21 protein-coding genes are annotated in these 22,812 nt (G+C 61.8%); 11 read left to right on the top strand and 10 right to left on the bottom strand.

Annotated features, from left to right (window positions below; genetic code table 11):
- Positions 1 to 235 precede the first annotated feature (235 nt).
- The 3 genes from KY379_RS19560 (at position 236) to KY379_RS19550 (ending at position 3,856) form a co-directional block, all read left to right on the top strand.
- Positions 236 to 1,567 (top strand): OprD family porin, encoded by a 1,332-nt coding sequence (locus KY379_RS19560; protein WP_133325600.1) that lies wholly within the window; start codon positions 236 to 238, stop codon positions 1,565 to 1,567.
- A 223-nt stretch (positions 1,568 to 1,790) separates the two neighbouring features.
- The gene (locus KY379_RS19555; RefSeq protein WP_133325598.1) at positions 1,791 to 3,089 is read left to right on the top strand and encodes an MFS transporter; all 1,299 of its coding nucleotides are present in this window, start codon (positions 1,791 to 1,793) and stop codon (positions 3,087 to 3,089) included.
- An 8-nt stretch (positions 3,090 to 3,097) separates the two neighbouring features.
- Positions 3,098 to 3,856, top strand: a complete 759-nt coding sequence (locus KY379_RS19550; protein WP_261239318.1) for a substrate-binding domain-containing protein — start codon at positions 3,098 to 3,100, stop codon at positions 3,854 to 3,856.
- Here KY379_RS19550 and KY379_RS19545 read toward each other — a convergent pair.
- Positions 3,842 to 4,750: a LysR family transcriptional regulator gene (locus KY379_RS19545; RefSeq protein WP_133325594.1), complete on the bottom strand. Its 909-nt coding sequence runs from the start codon at positions 4,748 to 4,750 to the stop codon at positions 3,842 to 3,844. The two genes, KY379_RS19550 and KY379_RS19545, sit on opposite strands and share 15 nt — an antisense overlap.
- A gap of 207 nt (positions 4,751 to 4,957) precedes the next feature.
- Here KY379_RS19545 and cfaB point away from each other — a divergent pair, with 207 nt between their 5' ends.
- Positions 4,958 to 6,142: a C17 cyclopropane fatty acid synthase CfaB gene (cfaB, locus tag KY379_RS19540; RefSeq protein ID WP_133325592.1), complete on the top strand. Its 1,185-nt coding sequence runs from the start codon at positions 4,958 to 4,960 to the stop codon at positions 6,140 to 6,142.
- A 32-nt stretch (positions 6,143 to 6,174) separates the two neighbouring features.
- Here the strand turns inward: cfaB and cls are convergent, their stop codons facing one another.
- A complete protein-coding gene (gene cls, locus KY379_RS19535; RefSeq protein ID WP_196171426.1) occupies positions 6,175 to 7,614 on the bottom strand; it encodes a cardiolipin synthase in 1,440 nt (479 codons plus the stop codon).
- A 132-nt stretch (positions 7,615 to 7,746) separates the two neighbouring features.
- Here cls and KY379_RS19530 point away from each other — a divergent pair, with 132 nt between their 5' ends.
- A complete protein-coding gene (locus KY379_RS19530) occupies positions 7,747 to 8,286 on the top strand; it encodes a DUF3617 domain-containing protein (RefSeq protein WP_133325588.1) in 540 nt (179 codons plus the stop codon).
- Between the two features lie 6 nt (positions 8,287 to 8,292).
- On the opposite strand, the gene folE2 is transcribed toward KY379_RS19530, so the two are convergent.
- Positions 8,293 to 9,180 carry a GTP cyclohydrolase FolE2 gene (gene folE2 / locus KY379_RS19525; RefSeq protein ID WP_133325586.1) on the bottom strand — a complete coding sequence of 296 codons (888 nt, stop codon included), beginning with the start codon at positions 9,178 to 9,180 and terminating at the stop codon, positions 8,293 to 8,295.
- 22 nt (positions 9,181 to 9,202) lie between these two features.
- A complete protein-coding gene (locus KY379_RS19520) occupies positions 9,203 to 9,589 on the bottom strand; it encodes a glutamine synthetase (RefSeq protein WP_261239316.1) in 387 nt (128 codons plus the stop codon).
- 107 nt (positions 9,590 to 9,696) lie between these two features.
- Here KY379_RS19520 and zigA point away from each other — a divergent pair, with 107 nt between their 5' ends.
- From zigA to KY379_RS19505, 3 genes are read left to right on the top strand one after another with little or no spacing between them, the layout of a single operon-like run.
- A complete protein-coding gene (zigA, locus tag KY379_RS19515) occupies positions 9,697 to 10,905 on the top strand; it encodes a zinc metallochaperone GTPase ZigA (protein WP_133325582.1) in 1,209 nt (402 codons plus the stop codon).
- Positions 10,902 to 11,528, top strand: coding sequence for a DUF1826 domain-containing protein (locus KY379_RS19510; RefSeq protein WP_261239315.1), 627 nt, complete (start codon positions 10,902 to 10,904; stop codon positions 11,526 to 11,528). The genes zigA and KY379_RS19510 overlap by 4 nt, the downstream gene beginning before the upstream one ends.
- A 39-nt stretch (positions 11,529 to 11,567) precedes the next feature.
- Positions 11,568 to 12,539, top strand: a complete 972-nt coding sequence (locus KY379_RS19505; protein ID WP_261239314.1) for a CobW family GTP-binding protein — start codon at positions 11,568 to 11,570, stop codon at positions 12,537 to 12,539.
- A gap of 13 nt (positions 12,540 to 12,552) precedes the next feature.
- Here KY379_RS19505 and KY379_RS19500 read toward each other — a convergent pair whose 3' ends face one another.
- Positions 12,553 to 12,945, bottom strand: a complete 393-nt coding sequence (locus tag KY379_RS19500; RefSeq protein ID WP_133325576.1) for a DUF3301 domain-containing protein — start codon at positions 12,943 to 12,945, stop codon at positions 12,553 to 12,555.
- A 120-nt stretch (positions 12,946 to 13,065) separates the two neighbouring features.
- Between KY379_RS19500 and pdxY the strand changes: the two genes are divergently transcribed.
- Positions 13,066 to 13,938, top strand: coding sequence for a pyridoxal kinase PdxY (gene pdxY / locus KY379_RS19495; protein ID WP_133325574.1), 873 nt, complete (start codon positions 13,066 to 13,068; stop codon positions 13,936 to 13,938).
- On the opposite strand, the gene KY379_RS19490 is transcribed toward pdxY, so the two are convergent.
- The gene (locus tag KY379_RS19490; protein WP_133325572.1) at positions 13,935 to 14,420 is read right to left on the bottom strand and encodes an acyl-CoA thioesterase; all 486 of its coding nucleotides are present in this window, start codon (positions 14,418 to 14,420) and stop codon (positions 13,935 to 13,937) included. The genes pdxY and KY379_RS19490 overlap by 4 nt on opposite strands.
- A gap of 339 nt (positions 14,421 to 14,759) precedes the next feature.
- On the opposite strand from KY379_RS19490, the gene KY379_RS19485 reads away from it, so the two are divergent.
- Positions 14,760 to 16,520, top strand: a complete 1,761-nt coding sequence (locus tag KY379_RS19485) for a cation:proton antiporter (protein WP_133325568.1) — start codon at positions 14,760 to 14,762, stop codon at positions 16,518 to 16,520.
- A 46-nt stretch (positions 16,521 to 16,566) separates the two neighbouring features.
- On the opposite strand, the gene KY379_RS19480 is transcribed toward KY379_RS19485, so the two are convergent.
- The 4 genes from KY379_RS19480 to zwf form a co-directional block, all read right to left on the bottom strand.
- The gene (locus KY379_RS19480; protein WP_133325566.1) at positions 16,567 to 16,974 is read right to left on the bottom strand and encodes an SMI1/KNR4 family protein; all 408 of its coding nucleotides are present in this window, start codon (positions 16,972 to 16,974) and stop codon (positions 16,567 to 16,569) included.
- Positions 16,975 to 17,088: 114 nt separating this feature from the next.
- Entirely contained in the window at positions 17,089 to 17,943 is an 855-nt protein-coding gene (locus KY379_RS19475) for a Tim44 domain-containing protein (protein ID WP_261239313.1), read from the bottom strand.
- A 110-nt stretch (positions 17,944 to 18,053) separates the two neighbouring features.
- A complete protein-coding gene (uvrD, locus tag KY379_RS19470) occupies positions 18,054 to 20,240 on the bottom strand; it encodes a DNA helicase II (RefSeq protein WP_261239312.1) in 2,187 nt (728 codons plus the stop codon).
- A gap of 97 nt (positions 20,241 to 20,337) precedes the next feature.
- A complete protein-coding gene (gene zwf / locus KY379_RS19465; protein ID WP_133325560.1) occupies positions 20,338 to 21,780 on the bottom strand; it encodes a glucose-6-phosphate dehydrogenase in 1,443 nt (480 codons plus the stop codon).
- Between the two features lie 103 nt (positions 21,781 to 21,883).
- Here zwf and hexR point away from each other — a divergent pair, with 103 nt between their 5' ends.
- Positions 21,884 to 22,750, top strand: coding sequence for a transcriptional regulator HexR (gene hexR / locus KY379_RS19460; RefSeq protein WP_003253273.1), 867 nt, complete (start codon positions 21,884 to 21,886; stop codon positions 22,748 to 22,750).
- Positions 22,751 to 22,812 lie beyond the last annotated feature (62 nt).

Raw genomic sequence — 22,812 nt, 5'->3', positions numbered from 1 at the left:
TGGCCGTCGCGTCTGTGGATGCCCCATGAGAGGGTCGGATTCAGGTCTGTGAAGGTCGCATCTTGAGCTTCGCCTTGGCACTGTTGTCAGTAGGGTGGTGGCACCTGGCCATTTTTCAGCCATGTGCTGATCAGGTTCACCTCACACCTCCACCTTGCCATGGCCCATAAAAAGAGCAGGTGGAACGCTCCATTTTCACTGCCCTTTCGATAAAAAAACCATGGGGAGTAAGACAATGCGGCTTAGAAACAGGAGCCTGCTGGCGCTGGCCATCACGTCGATGGCGGGAAACGTGGCGATTGCAGGTCAGTCCGACAGTAAAGGATTCATCGAGGACAGCCACCTCGACTTCATGACCCGCAACCTTTACTGGAATCATGATTACCACAGCGGGCATAACAACGCCGATAGCACTGCAGACCGTGACCGGCGCGAATGGGGCCAGACCTTCCGGCTCGATTACACCTCAGGCTTCACCCAGGGCACGGTCGGATTCGGCGTGGATGCGAGTGCCTACACGGTCATCAAGCTCGATGGCGGGGCAGGGCATTCGGGGCAAGCCAACGTTCTGGTTCCGGACGGCAATAGCACTGCGCGCGAAGCCTCTTCGGCCGGTGCCAACGTCAAGCTGCGGGTTTCGGAGACCGAGCTCAAGTACGGTAACAATCTGCGCCCATACAACCCGGTGTTCGCACCTGCCGATGCCCGCTTGACCCCTGGAACGGCCCAAGGGTTCTGGTTGACCAGCGGCGAGATCGAAGGGCTGGCCGCAGAAGCGGGGCACCTGACGGCCGCCAAGGATTTCAACAGCACCAACATGTCGGACGACTTCTACGCCGCATACGCCGGGGTAGGTTCCAGCACGGTCGATTTCGTCGGCGGTACCTATTCGGTGACCGACCAGTTGAGCCTCGGTCTCTATGGCGCTGAGTATGAAGATATCTGGCGTCAGTACTATGGGAACGTCAACTATACCTATCCGTTGAGCGACACCCAGAGCCTGAACTTCGATGCCAATCTGTATCGCACCGTGGACGAAGGCAGTGCCCTGGCGGGGGACATCAACACCACGGCGTACTCTCTGGCCGCGGCGTATACGGTCGGGGCGCACACCTTCAAGCTGACCTACCAGAAGATTCACGGCGATCAGCCGTTCGACTACCTGGGGATGGGGCCCGGTACGTTCCATGACTCCATCTACCTGGCCAACTCCTCGCAGTTGGTCGACTTCAACGGCCCCAATGAGAAATCCTGGGGCGTGTTCTACAACCTCGACATGACCACGTATGGTGTGCCCGGGTTGTCGTTCGGTGCTCGCTACATCGTGGGCCGCGATGTCGATGGCAGCAAGATGGATGCTGACAGCCCCTATAACTTCTATGGCTCGCAGAGCAGTGAGGAGCATTGGGAGCGTGACATCGATGTCAAATACGTCGTACAAGGCGGGCCTGCCAAAGACCTGTCCGTTCGCTTGCGCCAAGCCACCCATCGGATCGGTAACGGCGCTTCGGATGCCTCTGCGGACCAGATTCGTCTGATCGTCGAGTATCCCTGGAGCATCTTCTGATCGCCGTACGACCCGCTTTCGTGGGGGCGTAACCCCTTGAGCACAAGGCACTCTCCAGCCCGTCCCTGGAGAGTGCCTGTGTCGTTTCTCCCCGCTAGTCGCTATTCATTGATCGCTTTCTTGCATCAATCGATGAGAATTCAGCGATTATCCTCAGCCGCAGTTTCGCCGATCATTCCAGCAACAAGCTCTTACAAATCTTAAAAAAAGCTGGAGATCCACCATGAGTCTGCCGTCACATCCGGCGCCCAAGGGCACCTCAAAAGCCGGGATGGTGTTCCGGGTCACGTCCGGGAATTTCCTCGAACAATTCGACTTCTTCCTGTTCGGCTTCTACGCCACCTATATCGCCGCGGCGTTCTTCCCCGCGTCCAACGAATTCGCGTCTTTGATGATGACCTTTGCCGTGTTCGGCGCAGGCTTCCTCATGCGTCCGCTCGGTGCAGTGATCCTGGGTGCCTACATCGACGATGTCGGCCGGCGCAAAGGGCTCATCGTCACGCTTGCAATCATGGCCAGCGGCACCTTGTTGATCGTGCTGGTGCCGAGCTACGCCAGCATCGGCCTGTGGGCGCCGGTCCTGGTGCTGCTAGGACGCCTGCTGCAGGGCTTCTCGGCGGGTGCCGAGCTCGGTGGCGTCTCAGTGTATCTGGCAGAAATGGCCACGCCTGGACGCAAGGGCTTCTACGCCAGTTGGCAATCGGCTAGCCAGCAAGTGGCGATCGTCGTCGCCGCCGGCTTGGGCTTTGGCCTCAATCAGTGGCTGTCGACCAGCGAAATCGGCGCATGGGGCTGGCGCGTGCCGTTCGGCGTCGGCTGCATGATCATCCCGATGATTTTCATCCTGCGTCGCAATCTGCAGGAAACCGAAGAGTTCACCGCGCGCAAGCACCGCCCGAGCATGAAGGCCGTGCTGGCCACCCTGTTCGCCAATGCCAGCGTGGTGTTGCTGGGCATGCTGATGGTGGCCATGACCACCACTGCGTTCTACATGATCACTGTGTATGCGCCGACCTTCGGTAAGACCGTGCTGCAACTGAGCACCAGCGATGCTCTGATCGTGACCCTGCTGGTGGGGGTGTCCAATTTCATCTGGCTGCCGATCGGCGGCGCCCTGAGCGATCGGTTCGGCCGCAAGCCGCTGCTCAGCGCCATGTCCCTGCTGACCCTGCTCAGTGCCTATCCGGCCCTGTCGTTCCTGGCCCAGGCGCCGACCTTCGGCCACATGCTCGAAGTGTTGCTATGGTTCTCGTTCCTGTATGGGCTGTACAACGGCGCCATGATTCCAGCGCTGACCGAAATCATGCCAGTGGAAGTGCGGGTTGCCGGCTTCTCGCTGGCCTACAGCCTGGCCACAGCGATTTTCGGCGGTTTCACCCCGGCCATTTCCACCTGGATGATCCACGCTACGGGCGACAAGGCTGCGCCAGCCTATTGGATGATGTTTGCCGCGCTTTGTGCGTTCGTCGCCACCTGGATGCTGTATCGTCGACTCGCCCACCGCGCAGTGGTGGCCGCATGATCCGCGCGATGAAAGGATTGCTGGCCGCCAGCCTGGTTGCCGGTTGTGGCTTGGCCCACGCTGCCGAATTGACCGTGATGACTTCCGGCGGCTTCACTGCCGCCTACCAGCAGCTCGGTCCGCGCTACGCCGAGCAGAGCGGCGATACGCTGGTCAGCGTGTATGGGCCGTCGATGGGCAAGGCTCCCGAGGCGATACCCAACCGTCTGGCGCGTGGCGAGCACGCCGATGTGGTGATCATGGTCGGCTATGCCCTGGACGAGCTGATCCGCCAAGGCAAGGTCGACCCGGCTTCCCGTGTGGAGCTGGCCGATTCGCGCATCGGCATGGTGGTCAGGGCAGGGCAGCCCAAGCCCGCCATCGGCACCCCCGACGAGTTGAAGCAGACCTTGTTGGCGGCCAAGTCGGTGGCCTATTCGGACAGTGCCAGCGGTGTGTACGTCGAGAAACAGCTGTTCAAGAAGCTGGGTATCGCCGACCAGCTCGCGGGCAAGAGCACCATGGTCGAGCGCATTCCGGTTGCCTCGCAAGTCGCCAAAGGCACCTACCAGATCGGCTTCCAGCAGGTGGCCGAACTGTTGCCGGTGGCCGGGGTGACCTATGTGGGCAAAATACCGGAGAGCCTGCAGTCGGTGACCCGCTTCGCGGCGGGTATTCCCAAGACGGCCGAACATCCGGCGCAAGCGCGACACCTGCTCGACTATCTGGCCTCGCCCGCGGTACAGCCGACCGTGCGTGCCACCGGCCTGGACTCAGTCGCCCGGTAGAACACCCGGCAGTTCACGGATCAGGCGCACCATCTCAAGTGCCGCGGGCGTCAGCGTACGCCCGCGGCGTTTGATCAGACCCATTTTGCGGATAACCTCCGGCTCGACCAGTGCAACGCTGGCGAGCACAGGGTGTGGCGATAGGGGCAGAGCGATCGACGGGACTGCAGCAATGCCCACCCCCGCTTCGATCAAGCCCAGCAAAGTGGTCACATGCCGGGCTTCGCACACGCTTTCCCGGGCCACTTGCATCCCGGCGAGGGCGCGATCCAGCACCAGACGGTTGCCAGACGATTTGCCCAGCGTGATGTAGTCATGCTGGTAGGCCTCGGTCCAGCTCACCGACTCACGTTGTGCCAGCGGATGATCCTGGCGGCAGGCGATGACGTAGTGCTCCTCGAGCAAGGTGCTGAATTCGATTTCAGGGGCGAGGTTGCCGGTGAAACTGAGGCCGAAATCCGCTTCGCCCGAAGCCACCGCGGCACTGACCTCGTTGGCCGAGGCATCGATCAGATTGATGCGCACTTTCGGGTACTGTCGGTGAAAGGCGCGGATGGCGTTGGGCATGAAGTAGTAGGCCGCCGAGGGGACGCAGGCGATGGTCAGGGTGCCGGTGCGCAGCGCGCCGCCGTCACCGACACTGAGCAGCGCCAGGTCCAGATCATCCAGCAGGCGTTCGACCTGGGGAAGGAAGGCGCGTCCGACGTTGGTCAGCGAGACCTTGCGCGTGGTGCGCTCCAGCAGTTTGACCCCCAATGCCGATTCGAGCTTCTCAATGCGCCGGCTCAGAGCCGACTGGGTAATGCGAATGGTGTCGGCAGCGCGGCGGAAGCTGCCTTGCTCGACCACGGCGCGGAAGGCTTTGAGGTCGTTCAGGTCGAAATTGATGCTCACCCAAGGGCTCCGCTGGATTGATCGAAGGCGCGCACGAATGGTAGGGGTAAAACACCGGTGTAGCCAGCAGTGAAAGACCCCATCATCCGTCGACCGCTCTAGACCAAGGTCTGGTCCGCAGGAAAGTCCGTACGAATGAACTACCCTATTTCGGTGGTGTTCGAAATGTAGTGCGTCGTGCCCCGTAAATGGAAAGGAGGGTCATTCATGCTTGCGCAACTTCCACCTGCGTTGCAGAGCCTGCATCTGCCGCTGCGCCTCAAACTGTGGGACGGTAACCATTTCGACCTGGGGCCGAGCCCGCAGGTGACCATCCTGATCAAGGAGCCTCAGCTGATCTCCCAGCTGACCCATCCCAGCATGGACGAACTCGGTACCGCCTTCGTCGAAGGCAAGATCGAGCTGGAAGGTGACATAGGTGAAGCCATTCGGGTGTGCGATGAGCTCAGCGAAGCCCTGCTGACCGATGAGGAGGATGCTGTACCGACGCGCATGGCCCACGACAAGGACACCGACGCCGAAGCCATCTCGTACCATTACGATGTGTCCAATGAGTTCTACCAACTCTGGCTCGATCAGGACATGGCCTATTCCTGCGCCTATTTCCGAGAGCCGGACAATACCCTGGACCAAGCCCAGCAAGATAAATTCGACCATCTCTGCCGCAAGCTTCGGCTGCAGGCCGGTGACTACTTGCTGGATGTCGGCTGCGGCTGGGGCGGCTTGTCCCGCTTCGCAGCGCGTGAGTATGGCGCCAAGGTGTTCGGCATCACCCTGAGCAAAGAGCAACTCAAGCTCGGCCGCCAGCGCGTGCAGGCCGAAGGGCTGGCCGACAAGGTCGATCTGCAGATCCTCGACTACCGTGACCTGCCGCAGGATGGCCGCTTCGACAAGGTGGTCAGCGTCGGCATGTTCGAGCACGTTGGCCACGCCAACCTGGCGCTGTATTGTCAAAAGCTGTTCGGTGCCGTGCGCGAAGGTGGCTTGGTCATGAACCATGGCATCACGGCCAAGCATGTCGATGGTCGGCCGGTCGGCCGGGGCGCCGGTGACTTCATCGACCGCTATGTATTCCCCCATGGCGAGCTGCCGCATTTGTCCATGATCAGCGCCAGCATCTGTGAAGCCGGGCTCGAGGTGGTAGACGTGGAAAGTCTGCGCCTGCACTACGCCAAGACCCTGCACCACTGGAGCGAGAACCTCGAGAACCAACTTCACCGCGCTGCGGCGCTGGTGCCTGAGAAGACCTTGCGGATCTGGCGCCTGTACCTGGCCGGCTGTGCTTATGCCTTCGAAAAGGGATGGATCAACCTGCACCAGATCCTCGCGGTCAAACCCTTTGCAGACGGGCACCATGACTTGCCCTGGACGCGCGAAGACCTGTACCGGTGAATGAAAGGGGCTGCAGTGCAGCCCCTTCTTATTTACAGGATGGGTGAAATCAATCGGGCAATGCGCATGCCCAGTTGTTGGATGCGGTGGGTATCCTGGCTATCCTCGGCGGTGATTTCCCGAGCCTGATCGAAATCCTCGAGCAGCATGGCCTCCACCTGATCGGCGAACGCTCGGTCCACGGTGAGCAAAGTCATCTCGAAATTGAGCCGGAATGAACGGTTGTCCAGATTGGCACTGCCGATCGCGCTCACCTCGTCATCCACCAATACTACCTTCTGGTGCATGAAGCCCGGCTGATAGCGGAACATGCGCACGCCTGCGCGCACGGCTTCGAAGGCGAACAGGCTGGATGCCGCATAGACGATCTTGTGGTCCGGCCTGGCCGGTATCAGCACCCGTACATCGACCCCGCGCAGCACTGCCAGGCGCAGGGCAGCGAAAACGGCCTCATCGGGAATGAAATAGGGGCTGGTGATCCATACCCTCTGAGTGGCGGAGTGGATCGCTTCGAGGAAGAACAGCGAGCAGGTCTCCTGTGGGTCGGCCGGCCCGCTGGCGAGCGCCTGGCAGAGCACGCCGTCATCCGGGTAGCTATCGGGCAGGATCAGCGGTGGCAACTCCCGGGCCGCCCAGTACCAGTCTTCGGCAAAGGACTCCTGCAGGCAGGCCAGTACCGGGCCGCTGATCTCGACATGGGTATCGCGCCAGGGCGACAGCCGTGGATTACCGCCCAGGTACTCGTCGCCGACGTTCAGCCCTCCCAGGAAGCCGACCATGCCATCGACCACGACGATCTTGCGGTGGTTACGGAAGTTGACCTGGAAGCGGTTGAACCAGCCACGGCGGGTGGCGAACGCATGGATCCGCACGCCACCTTCACGCAGCTGTTGGCTGTAACGCGCCGGCAAGGCATGACTGCCGACCCGGTCATACAGCACGTACACCTTTACGCCCTCGGCTGCCTTGCGTAGCAGTAACTGCTGCAGCGATTGTCCCAGGGCGTCGTCATGGATGATGAAGAACTGCACCAGCACCACTTCGCGGGCATCGGCGATAGCGCTGAAAATGGCGTCGAAAGTCGCCTCGCCGTTGATCAGCAGCTTGACCTGGTTGTTGGCCAGGCACGGCATCCGTCCTAGTTTGGGCATTGCGCGAAGGGCGGCATAGCTGGCGGATTCGCGGGCGGTCAGTGCCTCTTCGACCCAGGGCCGCCAGTTGAGGTTGGCCATGGCCACGTGCATCTCCTGGTTGGCCTGACGTCGCGCCTGGATGTAGGCATAGAACGAACGGGCACCGAAGACCAGGTAGGGAACGAGAGTGAAGTACGGTATGAAGAACAATGACATCGCCCAAGCGATGGCACCTTGAGCGGTGCGCACGGTGAATAACGCGTGCAGGGCAGCGGCGATACCCAGTAGGTGAATCAGGCCGAGTACGTAACCGAAGAAATACGGGCTGTGATAATCCATACGCATCCTGCCTGGCGAATACACTGTGGATAACAGAACACGTTCCACTCGAGGCTTGCAACCCACCTGCAGTATTGGCGTCTAAGACTCAGCCCGGCCGGCTGGCCGGTTCATTTCGAGGAGCGTTCATCCATGAAGAATCGTCTGCCACTGTTGGCGTCACTGTTGGCCTCGGCCCTGGGCCTTGGCAGCCCATTGGTGCAAGCGCAGATGCTGCAACCTGGCTTGTGGGAACTGACCACCAGCAACATGCAGGTCGACGGAAAACCACTACCGGACATGGAATTCATGCTGGGCCAGTTGAAGAATCTGCCGCCCGAGCAGCGCGCAATGTTGGAGGGCACACTGGCCAAGCAGGGGGTCAGCATTGGCGGCAAAGGCGTGCGCTCTTGCCTGACCCCTGAGCAGGTCGCTACCAACGATATTCCCCTACAGGATCCGCAATCTGGTTGCACCCAGAAAATCACCGACCGCACCGGCAATGTCTGGAAGTTTCAGTTCAGCTGCCCCAAGGCGCAGGGTACTGGGCAAGCGACCTTCCTCAGCGACAAGGAGTTCACCACTCAGGTGAGCGGCACCTTCAATGCCTCGGGCGTCCAGCAACAAGGCAGCATGAACACCCGGGCCGTTTGGTTGGGCAACGACTGTGGCACGGTCAAGCCACGGACCTGATTGATCTCACCACTGCCAGCGGCTGACCGCTACTGCGTCGTGGGCATGCAGGCTCTCTGCGTGTTCCACGCGCACGGTGAATGCGGTCGCCCAGGCTTGCTGGCGCAAGGTGTCATGTATTCGTCGCGCCGCATCCTCGCAGAACATCAAGTTCTGTCCGTTGGCCAAGGCGAAAGCTTGCTCGTCGGCGCGCTTCACTGCGGTCTGCACGGCGGTGCCCAGGCTGGCTTCGACCTGATCGATCAACTCGGTCAGCGGTAGTGAGGCCTGATGGTTGCGCAGCCGGACCTGGATCCGGGCCAGACTGCGCTGGCTATGAGGGGTCGCTACGATGCCTTGGCTGCTACCCAGCCAAGCCATCACCCGTTCGTGGTCTGGTTGCTCCCCTGCGAAGTCGGTTTGGAATTGTTGCTGGATCAGTTGTCGGGCGAGCGCCGCGGAGCAGGGACACGTCGATGAGTAAGAGACGTCCACCGATAGTTCCACGTGGAACATTTCATTTTCTATCCTTGCATCGACCGCTATCGCGTAGCTCTTCCAGCCTGCCAGTGGGCTGATGAGTGCAGGTCGTTTCAGTGGCAACTCGAACGTCAAGCGCACATAGGCGGCATCGGAGAGGTCGTCATGACTGGCAACGAATTCCGCCAACAACTGACGAAGGCTCAAGGGCGTCAGCGTCTGTTGCTCCAGGTATTCAAGGGCAAGGTACAGCCGCGACATGTGAATGCCTCGCGAAGTGCCGTCCACCAAGCTGACGCCAGCGTCGGCTTTGGCCAGAACGCTGCGTCCTTCAACCTGGATCGGCAACGTGATACCGCACATGCCGACCCATGCCAGAGGAGTGGCGTGATCGCGTGATTGGATGGCGACGTCGGGAAGCGTGAGACTGGTCATCTGAAGTACCGGGAGTGAAGGGTCAGCGGCATCCGCCAACCAGGCTGCAGTGCAAATTGAAGCGTTGGCCACTGGAACTGGAGACCCGATTCAGCGTGGTCCAGCCAATACGCCGGCTGTATCCGAACCAGGCTTCGCCATCGCTGGCTAGCCCCGTGAACAACGTGAACGTGCCGTAGCGGCTGTTGGTCTGCGACCACAGCCGGCGTGTCTCGCTGTCGAAACCCCGCAGGTAAAAGTGGCTGCCTTCGGTACGCACGCTGTAATAGCTGCCATTAGCGCCCTGACACGCCAGCAGCGTTGCGCTTCGGGTGCATAGCGCCAGACCGTTTGCAGGCGCGATTGCCAGTGCCTGTAAAGGGCACCCGAGCATCAGCACCAACAGGGCGATGGGCAGTTTGGTTTTCATGGGCGAACGACACTCGCGACGAAAGTGGCTTGGCGAAATTGTATTGTTACTTTATAACATTGTGCAATGCATCGTTTCGAATGCGTCTGCCTGACGAGGTCTTGTCCATGTCCAATCGCCTTCCTGTCACCGTCTTGTCCGGCTTCCTGGGAGCCGGCAAAAGCACCTTGCTCAACCATGTCCTGCGTAACCGTGAAGACCTGCGGGTCGCCGTGATCGTCAACGACATGAGTGAAATCAACATCGACGCCAGCGAGGTGCAGCGCGACGTCACCTTGAACCGTGCCGAAGAAAAGCTGGTGGAGATGAGCAACGGTTGCATCTGCTGCACCCTGCGAGAAGACCTGCTCGAAGAGGTGGCGCGCCTGGCGCGCGAAGGGCGGTTCGATTACCTGCTGATTGAGTCCACGGGCATCTCCGAGCCACTGCCGGTGGCCGAAACCTTCACCTTCCGCGACGAACAAGGGCGCAGTCTCTCCGACATGGCGCGCCTCGACACCATGGTCACCGTCGTCGACGGCCTTAACTTCCTGCGCGATTACCAGGCTGCTGATGCTTTGGCCAGCCGAGGAGAAACCCTGGGTGAGGACGACGAGCGCTCGATCAGCGACCTGCTCATCGAGCAAGTAGAGTTCGCCGATGTGCTGTTGCTGAGCAAGATCGACCTGATCGGACAGCATGAGCGCGAAGAGCTCATAGCCATCTTGCGCAGCCTCAACGCCCGGGCGCAGATCGTGCCGATGGTGATGGGCCAGGTGCCGCTGGCGCGGATCCTCGATACTGGCCTGTTCGACTTCGACCAAGCCGCGCAATCGCCGGGCTGGCTGCGCGAGATGCGCGGCGAGCATGTACCGGAAACCGAAGAGTACGGGATTGCGGCGAGCACCTGGGTAGCTCGACGTCCTTTGCATCCGCAGCGCTTCTTCGATTTTATCCACAAGGACTGGAGCAATGGTCGCCTGCTGCGCTCCAAGGGTTTTTTCTGGCTGGCCAGCAAGTTCCAGGAGGCCGGGAGCTGGTCCCAGGCCGGTGGCATGATGCGTCACGGTCTGGCCGGTCGCTGGTGGCGTTTCGTACCGCGTGAACACTGGCCCCAGGATGAGCAAGGCACTGCCGAGATTCTCAAGCACTGGAGCGCCGAAACCGGCGATTGCCGCCAGGAACTGGTGTTCATCGGCCAGAACATCGATTTCGCACGGTTATCCACAGAGCTGGATGCCTGCCTGTTGAGCGATGAAGAGATGGCGCTTGGCCCGATGGCCTGGCTGCGCCTGGAAGACCCCTTCGGTCCATGGCTGGCCGAGGAGGCAGCATGAGTCTGGCCCATCGCGCTGTGGATATCTGCCAAGTGCAGGGCGAATCTCCTAAGGTGCTGGCGGAAATCTTCCAGGATGGCGTCAATTTGGCCGTGTGGCAGCGACGCTTGCCCGCGCAGTTGGAGGATTTCGCGGCCTTGGTCATCAGCCTCGGACAGCCTCTGGCCGATCAACGGGTGGTGGAGGTGAACGAGAACGAAACTCCGCAACTCGTTGGTTTACTGCGCGAAGCCGCGGATTTACAAGGATACGAGGCGTTCGTCGCTGACGTGACCTGGCTGCTGTCGGCCTACACCTGCCTGCTGGGTGCGCGGCGGGTGGGCTTACGCCTGCGAGTTTTGCACAGCGCCATGTGCCCGCGCTTTCATGTGGATAACGTTCCTGTGCGATTGCTGACGACCTATGTCGGCCCTGGCAGCGATTGGCTGGAAGAAGGCGTGGTAGAGCGGTCCGGCCTGCACCTAGCGCCCGCGCCTGTGGATAACATTCAGCGCTTGCGCACCGGTGATGTGGCACTGCTCAAGGGCGAGAAATGGCTGGGTAACGAGGGCGCGGGACTTATCCACCGTTCGCCGGCCAGTCAGCAGGGACGCCTGCTGCTCAGCCTTGACTGGCTGGCATGACGGGGCATAGTGGGGATCCATCCCCAGCGAAATGACCCCATGCTGCAGAACATTCCTACCCACATGATCGCTGGGCCACTCGGTGCCGGCAAGACCAGCCTGATCCGGCACCTGATGACCCAGCGCCCGCAGGGCGAGCGTTGGGCTGTGCTGGTCAATGAGTTCGGCCAGGTCGGACTCGATGCGGCCCTGCTCAGTCGCGACGAGGACGGTATCGCCATCGGTGAAGTGGCGGGGGGTTGCCTGTGCTGCGTCAATGGCATGCCATTTCAGGTCGGGTTGGGGCGCCTGCTGCGTAAGGCTCGCCCGGATCGCTTGTTCATCGAGCCATCCGGACTGGGGCATCCTCTGCAGTTGCTGCGGCAGCTGGGCGCGGCTCCTTGGCTGGGCGTGTTGAGCGTGCAGCCTTTGGTGGTGGTGCTCGATGCCAAAGCGATGAGCCGTGGCGATCCGCTGCCGGAGGCCCAATCGCAGGCGCTGGCCGCGGCCGGGCTGGTCGTTGTGAACAAGAGCGAGGCTGTGGATGAATCGTCCAGGCTGTTGATAAAGCAGCAGCTAGGCGAGATTCCAGCGCTCTGGACCGAGCAGGGACGAATAGGTCTCGCTCGGCTTCCGATTTTACCCACAGGCAGGCTGGAAGTGTCCGAGGAACCCGCGTGGCCTGTGGACAGTGTCGCTGCACCGGCAGCTGCCCTGTGGACAGATCCGCGTATGCCGATATGCCTGGCCGAAGCCGGTGAAGGAGGCTGGAGTATCGGCTGGCGCTGGCACCCGAGCCGGCAATTCGATCCACAGCTGCTGCAGGCAGTGCTGCAAGCCCTGCCTTGGAAGCGCGCCAAAGGGGTTATCCACAGTCCCACCGGGTGGCTGTCCTTCAATGGTCTGGACGGGTCGCTGCCGCCTGTGGCGCCCAGCGACTGGCGCAGGGATTCGCGGATCGAGTTGATTTTCGACCAGCCTCAGGTCCGCCAGACCCTCCACGACGCGGTCCAACGCTGCGTGATCGACTAGGTGTGCGAACTTCTCAGTTATGCCAGCGGTTGTGCTCTTGCCGCCACTGCTGCATTTCGATCACATTGCCGGCACGGGGCGGAGTCTTGATCTCGAACGGGTAGGGCGCCAGCTCTATCTGCACGCTATGGGCACCGAACTGAGTCACCGTCCCTGGATGACGCTGCTCACCGGTGACGGTGAACTCGAAGGCATAGATGCGCGCCAGACGCTTGCGGCCTTTGGCATCACGCACGAAAGCGATGCGCTTGAGGGCCACGGCATCGTCGAGCAGCTCGAGGTCGAGCTTGGCGCAATGCTGCTTGACCCGCTCCAGGGCCTTTTCGCGCAGCCCGTGGTTATGCCATAACCATGCACCCGCCGTGGCCACCAGCATCAGGACGAAGAGGTTTTCCAGGGTCAACATTTGCATATGCTCCAAACAGGTTGATCCAGCTTAACTGCGTCCCTGGCCTGTCGTACAGGTGGCGATCGCGTTCATACTGCACCGCGCACAACTCTTGAAACAGCTTTGGAATCTTCCCACATGAAACGTACCCCTCACCTGCTCGCGATTCAGTCCCACGTGGTGTTTGGCCACGCCGGAAACAGCGCCGCGGTGTTCCCCATGCAGCGGATCGGGGTGAACGTGTGGCCGCTCAACACCGTACAGTTCTCCAACCACACTCAGTATGGCCAGTGGGCTGGCGAAGTGCTCGCTCCGGCGCAAATTCCTGCGTTGGTGGAAGGCATTGCCAACATCGGCGAGCTGGGTCATTGCGATGCGGTGCTGTCCGGCTACCTGGGCAGCGCCGAACAAGGACGGGCGATCCTGGCAGGTGTCGAGCGCATCAAGGCGGTCAACCCCAAGGCCCTGTACCTGTGCGACCCGGTCATGGGGCATGCGCAGAAGGGATGCATCGTGCCACAGGAGGTCAGTGACTTCCTGCTCCACGAGGCCCTGGCCAAGGCGGACATCCTCTGCCCCAACCAGCTGGAGCTGGACAGCTTCTGTGGCCGTGAGCCGCAGTCGCTGGAGGATTGCGTGGACATGGCCCGCTCGCTGCTCGAGCGCGGGCCGCAGGTGGTGCTGGTCAAGCACCTTGCCTATCCGGGGCGTGGCGAGGACCAGTTCGAGATGCTGCTGGTGACCCGCGAGGCCAGTTGGCACCTGCGTCGACCGTTGCTGGCGTTCCCGCGCCAGCCGGTCGGTGTGGGTGACCTGACCTCTGGGTTGTTCCTTGGCCGTGTGCTGCTGGGCGACAGCTGGCAGCAGGCGTTCGAGTTCACGGCGGCCGCGGTGCACGAAGTGCTGCTGGAGACCCAGGCCTGCGCCAGCTACGAATTGCAGCTGGTCAGGGCTCACGACCGAATCGCCCATCCGCGGGTGCGTTTCGAAGCACAGCGCCTGGCGGTCTAGATCGCGTCGGTCTTGAGGTTCTGGTAGCGCTGTTCCAGCTCCTGACGGATCTGGCGGCGCTGTTGACCTTGCAGGAAGCGGCGCTTTTCTTCGCTGGTTTGTGGCTGACGCGGCGGCACCGCAACCGGACGGCGGTTGTCGTCGACCGCAACCATGGTGAAGAAACAGCTGTTGGAATGGCGCACAGAGCGTTCGCGGATGTTTTCGGTCACCACCTTGATGCCCACCTCCATGGAGGTGTTGCCGGTGTAGTTGACCGACGCCAGGAAGGTCACCAGCTCGCCGACATGCACGGGCTCGCGGAAGATCACCTGGTCGACCGAGAGGGTGACTACGTAGCTGCCGGCATATCGGCTGGCACAGGCGTAGGCCACTTCATCGAGATACTTGAGCAACGTGCCGCCATGCACGTTTCCAGAGAAGTTGGCCATGTCCGGGGTCATCAGGACGGTCATGGTCAGCTGGGCGTTTCCAGGTTCCATAGTGTGCTCACGGTGAGGTTGCGCTGAATCGGGGCGGGTATCTTCGGACACTTCTGTTTCCCCTCTCGAAATCTTTGCCTTCCTGGTACGGGACGTTGGCTGACGCTCCATCGTCACGCTTCGCTGCAGGATAAAAACGTCGCCTCGCTTGGCCGTTTTCCTGCCGATCTGTTTCTACATATTGCATCACCTTTCGCCGGCGAGGTGCGATGTTACCCTGAGTACGCCCATGCAACATGGGCTTCGCTGCACTCAATACACCAAGTACTAGCTGCTCGTTCGGGATCGCTCGGCAGAGCAGCGGACTGCCCAGGGCCTCGACACAAGGAGTATCGCGCCATGCATGCCATCAGCTTCATTCAGGATCTGGCCGTGATCATGCTGGTTGCAGGGGTGGTGACGGTGCTTTTCCACAGGCTCAAGCAGCCAGTCGTCCTTGGTTACATCGTGGCAGGCTTCATCATCGGCCCGCACACCCCGCCGTTTGGCCTCATCCATGACGAAGACACCATCAAGATCCTTGCCGAACTGGGGGTGATCTTCCTGATGTTCTGCCTGGGTCTGGAGTTCAGCTTACGCAAGCTCTTCAGGGTTGGCGCTACCGCGTTCATTGCGGCGTTTCTGGAAATCGTCCTGATGATCTGGTTGGGCTTCGAAATAGGCCGCTGGTTCGGATGGACCACCATGGACTCGCTGTTCCTCGGTGCGATCCTGGCAATTTCCTCGACCACCATCATCGTCAAGGCGCTCAACGACCTGAAGATGAAAAACGAGCGTTTCGCCCAGCTCATCTTTGGTGTGCTGATCGTCGAGGACATACTCGGCATCGGCATCATCGCTCTGCTATCGGGCATCGCGGTCAGCGGTACGGTCAGTTCCGGCGAAGTGTTCTCGACCGTGGGCAAGCTTTCGCTGTTCATGATCGTCGCGCTGGTCATCGGCATCCTGCTGGTCCCGCGGCTGTTGGCCTACGTGGCGAAGTTCGAAAGCAACGAGATGCTGCTGATCACCGTCCTGGGCCTGTGCTTCGGTTTCTGCCTGCTGGTGGTCAAGCTCGAATACAGCATGGTCCTGGGCGCCTTCCTGATCGGTGCGATCATGGCCGAGTCGCGTCAGCTGTTGAAAATCGAACGCCTGATCGAGCCGGTGCGTGACCTCTTCAGCGCCATTTTCTTCGTCGCCATCGGTTTGATGATCGACCCTCAGGTGCTGCTCGACTATGCCTGGCCGATCCTGGTCATCACCCTGGCAGTGGTGCTGGGCAAGATGTTGTCCTGCGGCATGGGTGCCTTCATTGCCGGAAACGATGGCCGAACCTCACTGCGCGTGGGCATGGGGCTTTCACAGATTGGCGAGTTTTCCTTCATCATCGCTGCACTGGGCATGACCTTGCAGGTGACCAGCGACTTCCTCTACCCGGTCGCGGTGGCCGTGTCGGCCATCACCACGTTGTTGACGCCATACCTCATCCGTGCCGCCGATCCGCTGTCGATCAAGCTTGGCAAAGTGGTGCCGGGTCGCCTGGCGCGAGTGCTGTCGCTGTACGGCGAATGGTTGCGCAGCATCCAGCCGCAAGGCGAGGGCGCGATGCTGGCGGCGATGATCCGACGAATCTTGCTGCAGGTAGGGGTCAATCTGGCGCTGGTGATCGCCATCTTCTTCGCTGGTGGGTATTTCGCCGGGCGTATCGGCATCTGGCTCAGTGACTGGGTCAGTGATACCAGCCAGCAGAAAGCGCTGATCTGGGGGGCGGCGCTGTTGCTGTCGCTGCCGTTCCTGATCGCCGCGTACCGCAAGCTCAAGGCGCTGTCGATGCTGCTGGCGGAAATGGGCGTCAAGCCGGAGATGGCGGGGCGTCATACCCAGCGGGTACGGCGGGTGGTCGCAGAGGTGATTCCCTTGCTGTCGCTGCTGGTGATTTTCCTGCTGTTGTCGGCGCTGTCGGCCAGCATCCTGCCCACCAGCGAGCTGCTGCTGGTGATCGCCGTGGTCGCGGCTGTGGTGGTGGCGTTGCTGTGGCGCTGGTTCATCCGCGTGCACTCACGCATGCAGATCGCTTTGCTCGAGACGCTGGAAAACAACCGCGATCATTCGCATTGATCCACGGCGGTCCCCCTGTTGCCAGGGGGCCGCTGCAGGCAGACCATCAGCTCTCCAGCCACACATCCCGTGCCCAGTGCCACACCGATTCCCAGCTGTCCTCGCCGACGATTTCGTCGTCGGCGTCCCACAGCACCACGGTGCCATCTTCCTCGACGCAGTAGTAGTTGTCGCCGTCCTGACACAGCGGAATCAGCTCACGGGGCACACCGGCATCCCAGGCATTGGCGGCGACCTCGGGCAGATAGGTATGCGACTGCGGGTCGGTGACGGTTACCGGCTCCAGCGAACCGTACACGACGTCACTCACCGTCAGTAGAAACTCTTTGAATACGAACGGAATGTTGATGAACAGCTGTTCTTCGATCTCGACCAGCAAGTCTTCGTCGGGCAGCTCCAGCGGCACCGGCACCGGTTCGTTGGCTTCCCGGAGTTGTTCGATCACTTCTTCCACGGTTCACATCCTCTGACCTTGATGACAACGCTGCGCGTTATACCCTAGTAGCGCGCTCTGGCAAAAGCAAAAACCCCGGGACAAGCCCGGGGTTCGTTCGACAACGTGCGACGGTTAGCCGTTCTGTCGGATACCGGCGACCAGCCAAGGCTGGTTCTCGCCCTGGGCGCGAACCATGTGCCAGCTTTCGCTGAACACTTCACCCTGGTCGAAGCGCGAGGTCTTCGACACGCCACGGAACGTCAGGGTGGCGTCGGTACGGTCCGGACGATCTTCGACGCCGTCCAGCTGCACTTCGAGGTTGTCGATGTAGGTGGACTGGAAGCCGTCACCCAGGTCGGCACGCTCGCGCTTGAGGAACTCGAGCATCTGCGGGGTGACGAACTCGGCGATCTTATCCATCTCGTTGGCATCCCAGTGCTGCTGCAGCGACTGGAAGTGGCTGCGGGCAGCGGCAAGGAAGCTCTGCTCGTTGAACCAGGCCGGCGCGTTGATGACCGGGGCAGCGCTGGCGGCAGATGCGGCCGCGCCACCGAAGATCGACGGCTGAGCAGGCTGACCGTGCGCTTCACGCTGGAACGGTGCGTGGCCCGGAGCGGCCATTTGCGGCTGTTGCTGGCGGCGGCGCGCGGCGATGAAGCGGAACACCAGGAAGGCGATCAGGCCGACGATCAGGAAGTCCATGATCTGCAGGCCTTGGAAGCCGTCACCCATGAACATGGAGGCCAGTAGGCCACCGGCGGCGAGGCCGGCCAGTGGGCCCAGCCAGCGCGAAGCACCGCTGGCGGCGGCCGGGGCACGGCCTGGCGCGGTTGGCGCGGCAGCCGGCGTGGTTGGCGAAGCCTGGCGGGTCTGGTGGATAGGCGCGGAGCCCGAGCTCTTGCCGCCGCCGAAACGCTTGGCGTTGGCGTCCAGGCTCAGCGTCAGGCCGACGCAGAGCGCCAGTGCGATGCTAAGAAAACGTTGCATAAATGGGATTTCCCCTGTTGTGGATTGCACGCGCGTCATGTTGCCCAGGTTCTTGGGCACATGACCAGCGACATAGTGTTTCGAGCTTTTGCCTGAATGTTACAGAGGGTTCAGATGGCCTCGAGCTTGGCGTACCCGAGCATCAGCCACTTGCTGCCTTCGGCGAAGTTCACCTGGACCCGTGCCTGGGCGCCAGAACCCTCGAAATTGAGGATCACGCCCTCGCCGAATACCGCATGCTGCACCCGTTGACCCAGGTTGAACTGGGTCTGCGGAATACTGGCGTTGGCGAACAGGTTGCTCGTGGTGGCCTTGGCACCGCCGAAAGGTCGACTGACACTGTTGGAAAGACGTACTTCCTGCACCAGACCAGCCGGAATCTCGCGTACGAAACGAGACACTTTGTTGTAGGTTTCGCTGCCATACAGGCGACGGGTTTCGGCGTAGGTCATCACCAGCTGGCGCATGGCGCGGGTGATGCCCACGTAGGCCAGGCGGCGTTCCTCTTCCAGACGGCCGGGCTCCTCCAGGCTCATCTTGTGCGGGAACAGGCCTTCTTCCATGCCCACCAGGAACACATACGGGAACTCCAGGCCCTTGGCGCTGTGCAGCGTCATGAGCTGGATGCTGTCTTCGTGCTCGTCGGCCTGGGCATCGCCCGCTTCCAACGAGGCGTGGCCGAGGAATGCCGAAAGCGGCGAGAGCTCGGCGTCTTCCTCGGTGGTCTCGAAGTTGCGTGCCGCGCTGACCAGTTCCTCGAGGTTTTCTACCCGTGCCTGGCCCTTCTCACCCTTTTCTTCCTGGTGATAGATGATCAGCCCGGACTGCTCGATGGTGGTCTGGGTCATGGTGTGCAGCGGCATGTCGGCGACCTTGGCAGCCAACCCCTCGATCAGCTCGATGAACGCGCCTAGCGCGCTGGCAGCGCGGCCCTTGAGGGCCTTGGCAGCGAGCAGCTGGCACATCGCCTCCCACATCGACACCTGGCTGTGGCGTGCATGTTCACGAATGGTCTCGACGGTTTTCTCGCCGATACCGCGCGGCGGCACGTTGATCACTCGTTCCAGGGCCGCGTCGTTGCCACGGCCTTCGAGCAGGCGCAGGTAAGCCATGGCGTTCTTGATCTCGGCGCGTTCGAAGAAGCGCTGGCCGCCATAGATGCGGTAGGGGATGCGTTCGCGCAGCAGGGCTTCCTCGAGCACCCGCGACTGGGCGTTGGAGCGATAAAGGATGGCGATGTCGCTACGCGATTCACCTTTCTTGATCAGGCTCTCGATGGTCTCGACCACGTAGCGTGCTTCGTCGTGCTCGTTGTAGGCCGCGTACAGGGTCAACGGCTCGCCTTCACCCAGGTCGGTCCACAGTTCCTTGCCCAAGCGCCCGCTGTTGTTGGCGATCAGGGCGTTGGCGGCCTTGAGGATACCGCCGGTGGAGCGGTAGTTCTGCTCCAGGCGAATCATTTCGGCATCGGGGAAGTCAGCGGTGTACTGATGGATATTCTCGATCTTGGCGCCGCGCCAGCCGTAGATCGACTGGTCGTCGTCGCCCACAGCCATCAGGCTGCCGCCATCTCGGCCGGCCAGCAGGCGCAGCCAGGCGTACTGCACCGCGTTGGTATCCTGGAATTCGTCGACCAGCAGGTGGCGGAAACGCCGCTGGTAGTGTTCGAGCAGGCCGGGGTGGTCGCGCCAGAGATCGAGGGCGCGCAGCAGCAGTTCGGAGAAGTCGATGACCCCGGCGCGCTCGCACGCTTGCTCGTAGGCTTCGTAGATGCTGCGCATGGTGGCCAGGAACAGGTCGCCGCCGGCCTGGATATGCTGCGGACGCAGGCCTTCGTCCTTCTGCCCGTTGATGAACCACTGGGCCTGGCGTGCTGGCCAGCGCTGCTCGTCGAGGCCGAGTTCGCGGATTACCCGCTTGACCAGGCGCTGCTGGTCGTCGCTGTCGAGGATCTGGAAGTTCTGGTTGAGCCGCGCCTCCTGCCAGTGCGCCCGCAACAGGCGGTGCGCCAGGCCGTGGAAGGTGCCGACCCACATGCCTGCGGGGTTGATCCCCAGCAGTTGCTCGATACGGTGGCGCATTTCGGCCGCCGCCTTGTTGGTGAACGTCACCGACAGGATCGAGTGCGGCGAGGCCTGCTCCACCTGGATCAGCCAGGCGATGCGGTGCACCAGCACGCGGGTTTTACCGGAACCGGCGCCAGCAAGCACCAGCTGACGCCCGAGCGAGGCCGCGACGGCCTGGCGTTGGGCATCGTTTAGGGAGTTCAGCAGGAGGGAGAGGTCATCTGTGTGCATCGCGCCATTCTAGGGCGAGGCGGGTGAAGGGGCAAACATCCACTGTATAAATGTTCACCCCATCGCTGCCTTCCGTCGCCTGGACGCCTACCGCGGGTCAGCTGTGCCAGTGGCGACCGTCGCGGGTCAGCAGGCCATTGGCCTGTTCCGGGCCGTTGCTGCCGGCGGCATAGGGGCGCGGTGGCTGGAAGTGTTCTTCCCAGCCGCGGATGATCGGATCGATCCAGGCCCAGGCCGCTTCCACTTCGTCGCGGCGCATGAACAGCGTCGAATCGCCGGCCAGCACGTCGAGCAGCAGGCGCTCGTAGGCATCCCAGCGGCGCGTCTGGCTGAACACCTGGGCCAGGTTCAGGTCCAGGTCGACCGGCTCCAGGCGCATACCCTTGCCGGGGCTCTTGGTCATCATACGCAGGCTGATGCGCTCGTCCGGCTGCAGTTGGATGAGCAGCTGGTTGACCTGGCCGCCGCTGAACAGCTCGTGCGGCACGGGCTTGAACTGGATGACGATTTGCGACGAGCGTCGCGCCATACGCTTGCCGGTGCGCAGGAAGAACGGCACGCCGGCCCAGCGCCAATTGTCGATGTGAGCGTGTACCGCGACGAAGGTCTCGGTGTCGCTGTCGTTGTCCACGTCCTTCTCGAAGTAGTAAGCCGGGACTTCCTGGCCGCCGATGTGGCCGGCACCGTACTGACCGCGGACAGTCTTGTCCTGCACGTCCTGGCCGCTGATCGGCTTGAGCGCGCGCAGCACCTTGACCTTTTCATCGCGCACCGCTTCGGCCTCGAACTGTGCGGGCGGCTCCATGGCCACCAGGCACAGCAACTGCAGCAGGTGGTTCTGCAGCATGTCACGGGTAGCACCGGCTCGATCGTAATAGCCACCGCGGTTTTCCACGCCGAGGGTTTCGCAGACGCTGATCTGCACGTGGTCGACTTGGCCGTTGCGCCACACCGGTTCGAGCAGGGCATTGGCGAAGCGCAGGGCCATCAGGTTCTGCACGGTTTCCTTGCCCAGGTAATGGTCGATGCGGAACACCTGGGGTTCGTCGAACGCCAGGCCGATCGCTTCGTTGATGGCGGTTGCCGATTCCAGCGAATGGCCGATCGGTTTCTCCAGCACGATGCGCGCTTCGTGATCGGCCAGCCCGGCGATGCGCAGGTGATTGGCGATGGGCACGAAGAGCTTGGGCGCGGTGGCCAGGTAGTAGATGCGGGTCAGCCCGCCGGGCTCGCCGAGGTAGCGCGCCAGACGACCGAAGTCCGCGCTTTGCGTGGCGTCCATGGGGAAGTAGTCGAGCCGTGCACAGAAGCGCCGCCAGACGTCTTCTTCGAAGTCGTTGCGGGCGATCTGTGCCCGGCAATGACGTTCGGCGAGCTTGAGGTAGTCGTCACGCGAAAGGTTGCGCCGGGCCAGAGCGATGATGCGTACGGCAGTGTTCAGGCGCGCCTCGCGATACAGGTGATAGAGCGCCGGCAGAAGCTTGTGCAGGGCCAGGGTGCCCGTGCCGCCGAAGACCACAATGTCGCAAGGAATAGTCAAACCACCACTCTCCACGTTCGTTTAACTGGGCGGGTTGGCGTCCATGTAGTATAACTACAAGAAAGCTACATCCCGGCTAGCCGATCATAACCGAGTCCAGACCGTGAATCTGTTGCAACATATCGCTCAATCGCGCCACCTGCTGCGCAAATCGGAACTGAAAGTCGCCGACCACGTGCTGCTGGACCCGGCTGCGGTCATGCACAGTTCGATGGCCGATCTGGCGCACAGCGTGGGCATCAGTGAACCTACCATCGTGCGCTTCTGCCGTGCGATCGGTTGCTCGGGGTTCCAGGACCTCAAGCTCAAACTGGCGCAGAGCCTGGCGGCCGGTGCCAGTTTTGGACAGTTCGCGATCCACGAGGACGACTCGGTCGCCGACTACAGCCTGAAGATCTTCGACACCACGCTGCATACGCTGATGGAGGTGCGCGAGCATCTCGACCCCCAGGCGTTGCAGCAGGCGGTCAGCGCAATGGCCCAGGCCCAGCGCGTGGAGTTCTATGGGTTCGGTGCCTCTGGCGCGGTGGCCGCTGACGCCCAGCACAAGTTCTTCCGCCTGCTGCTCAGCGCGGCGGCGTATTCCGATCCGCACATGCAGGCGATGTCGGCTGTCACCCTGAAGCCTGGCGACGTGGCCGTGTGCATTTCTCAGTCGGGGCGCTCCAAGGACCTGCTGATCACCGCCAACCTGGTGCGCGAAAGCGGTGCCAACCTGATCACCCTGTGCCCGAGCCAGACCCCACTGGCCGAGCTGTCGACCGTCAACCTGGCGATCGATGTGCACGAGGACACCGAGATCTATACCCCACTGACCTCGCGTATCGCCCACCTGGTGGTGATCGACGTGCTGGCAATGGGGGTGGCCATGGCCCGCGGGCCGAGCCTGGTCAACCACCTCAAGAGCGTCAAGCGCAGCTTGCGCAGCCTGCGTTTGTCGCCCAAGTCGATCAAGGCTACAGACGACTGATTTGCGTCTGGGCCGGAGTTAGCAGCGCAAATTCATCGATTTGTCACCCTTTCACAGCCAAA

Origin of the sequence: Pseudomonas sp. HD6422 (assembly GCF_025377065.1) — a bacterium.
Taxonomy (GTDB): domain Bacteria; phylum Pseudomonadota; class Gammaproteobacteria; order Pseudomonadales; family Pseudomonadaceae; genus Aquipseudomonas; species Aquipseudomonas putida_U.
Note: the sequence above shows the minus strand (reverse complement) of the source record. Positions and strands in the feature narration are given on the sequence as shown.

Excerpts from the sequence above, each read along its gene's own strand:
- KY379_RS19560 (WP_133325600.1), top strand. The coding sequence starts at position 236 with ATGCGGCTTAGAAACAGGAGCCTGCTGGCGCTGGCCATCACGTCGATG.
- KY379_RS19555 (WP_133325598.1), top strand. The coding sequence starts at position 1,791 with ATGAGTCTGCCGTCACATCCGGCGCCCAAGGGCACCTCAAAAGCCGGG.
- KY379_RS19550 (WP_261239318.1), top strand. The coding sequence starts at position 3,098 with ATGAAAGGATTGCTGGCCGCCAGCCTGGTTGCCGGTTGTGGCTTGGCC.
- cfaB (WP_133325592.1), top strand. The coding sequence starts at position 4,958 with ATGCTTGCGCAACTTCCACCTGCGTTGCAGAGCCTGCATCTGCCGCTG.
- cls (WP_196171426.1), bottom strand. The coding sequence starts at position 7,614 with ATGGATTATCACAGCCCGTATTTCTTCGGTTACGTACTCGGCCTGATT.
- KY379_RS19530 (WP_133325588.1), top strand. The coding sequence starts at position 7,747 with ATGAAGAATCGTCTGCCACTGTTGGCGTCACTGTTGGCCTCGGCCCTG.
- folE2 (WP_133325586.1), bottom strand. The coding sequence starts at position 9,180 with ATGACCAGTCTCACGCTTCCCGACGTCGCCATCCAATCACGCGATCAC.
- KY379_RS19520 (WP_261239316.1), bottom strand. The coding sequence starts at position 9,589 with ATGAAAACCAAACTGCCCATCGCCCTGTTGGTGCTGATGCTCGGGTGC.
- zigA (WP_133325582.1), top strand. The coding sequence starts at position 9,697 with ATGTCCAATCGCCTTCCTGTCACCGTCTTGTCCGGCTTCCTGGGAGCC.
- KY379_RS19510 (WP_261239315.1), top strand. The coding sequence starts at position 10,902 with ATGAGTCTGGCCCATCGCGCTGTGGATATCTGCCAAGTGCAGGGCGAA.
- KY379_RS19505 (WP_261239314.1), top strand. The coding sequence starts at position 11,568 with ATGCTGCAGAACATTCCTACCCACATGATCGCTGGGCCACTCGGTGCC.
- KY379_RS19500 (WP_133325576.1), bottom strand. The coding sequence starts at position 12,945 with ATGTTGACCCTGGAAAACCTCTTCGTCCTGATGCTGGTGGCCACGGCG.
- pdxY (WP_133325574.1), top strand. The coding sequence starts at position 13,066 with ATGAAACGTACCCCTCACCTGCTCGCGATTCAGTCCCACGTGGTGTTT.
- KY379_RS19490 (WP_133325572.1), bottom strand. The coding sequence starts at position 14,420 with ATGGAACCTGGAAACGCCCAGCTGACCATGACCGTCCTGATGACCCCG.
- KY379_RS19485 (WP_133325568.1), top strand. The coding sequence starts at position 14,760 with ATGCATGCCATCAGCTTCATTCAGGATCTGGCCGTGATCATGCTGGTT.
- KY379_RS19475 (WP_261239313.1), bottom strand. The coding sequence starts at position 17,943 with ATGCAACGTTTTCTTAGCATCGCACTGGCGCTCTGCGTCGGCCTGACG.
- uvrD (WP_261239312.1), bottom strand. The coding sequence starts at position 20,240 with ATGCACACAGATGACCTCTCCCTCCTGCTGAACTCCCTAAACGATGCC.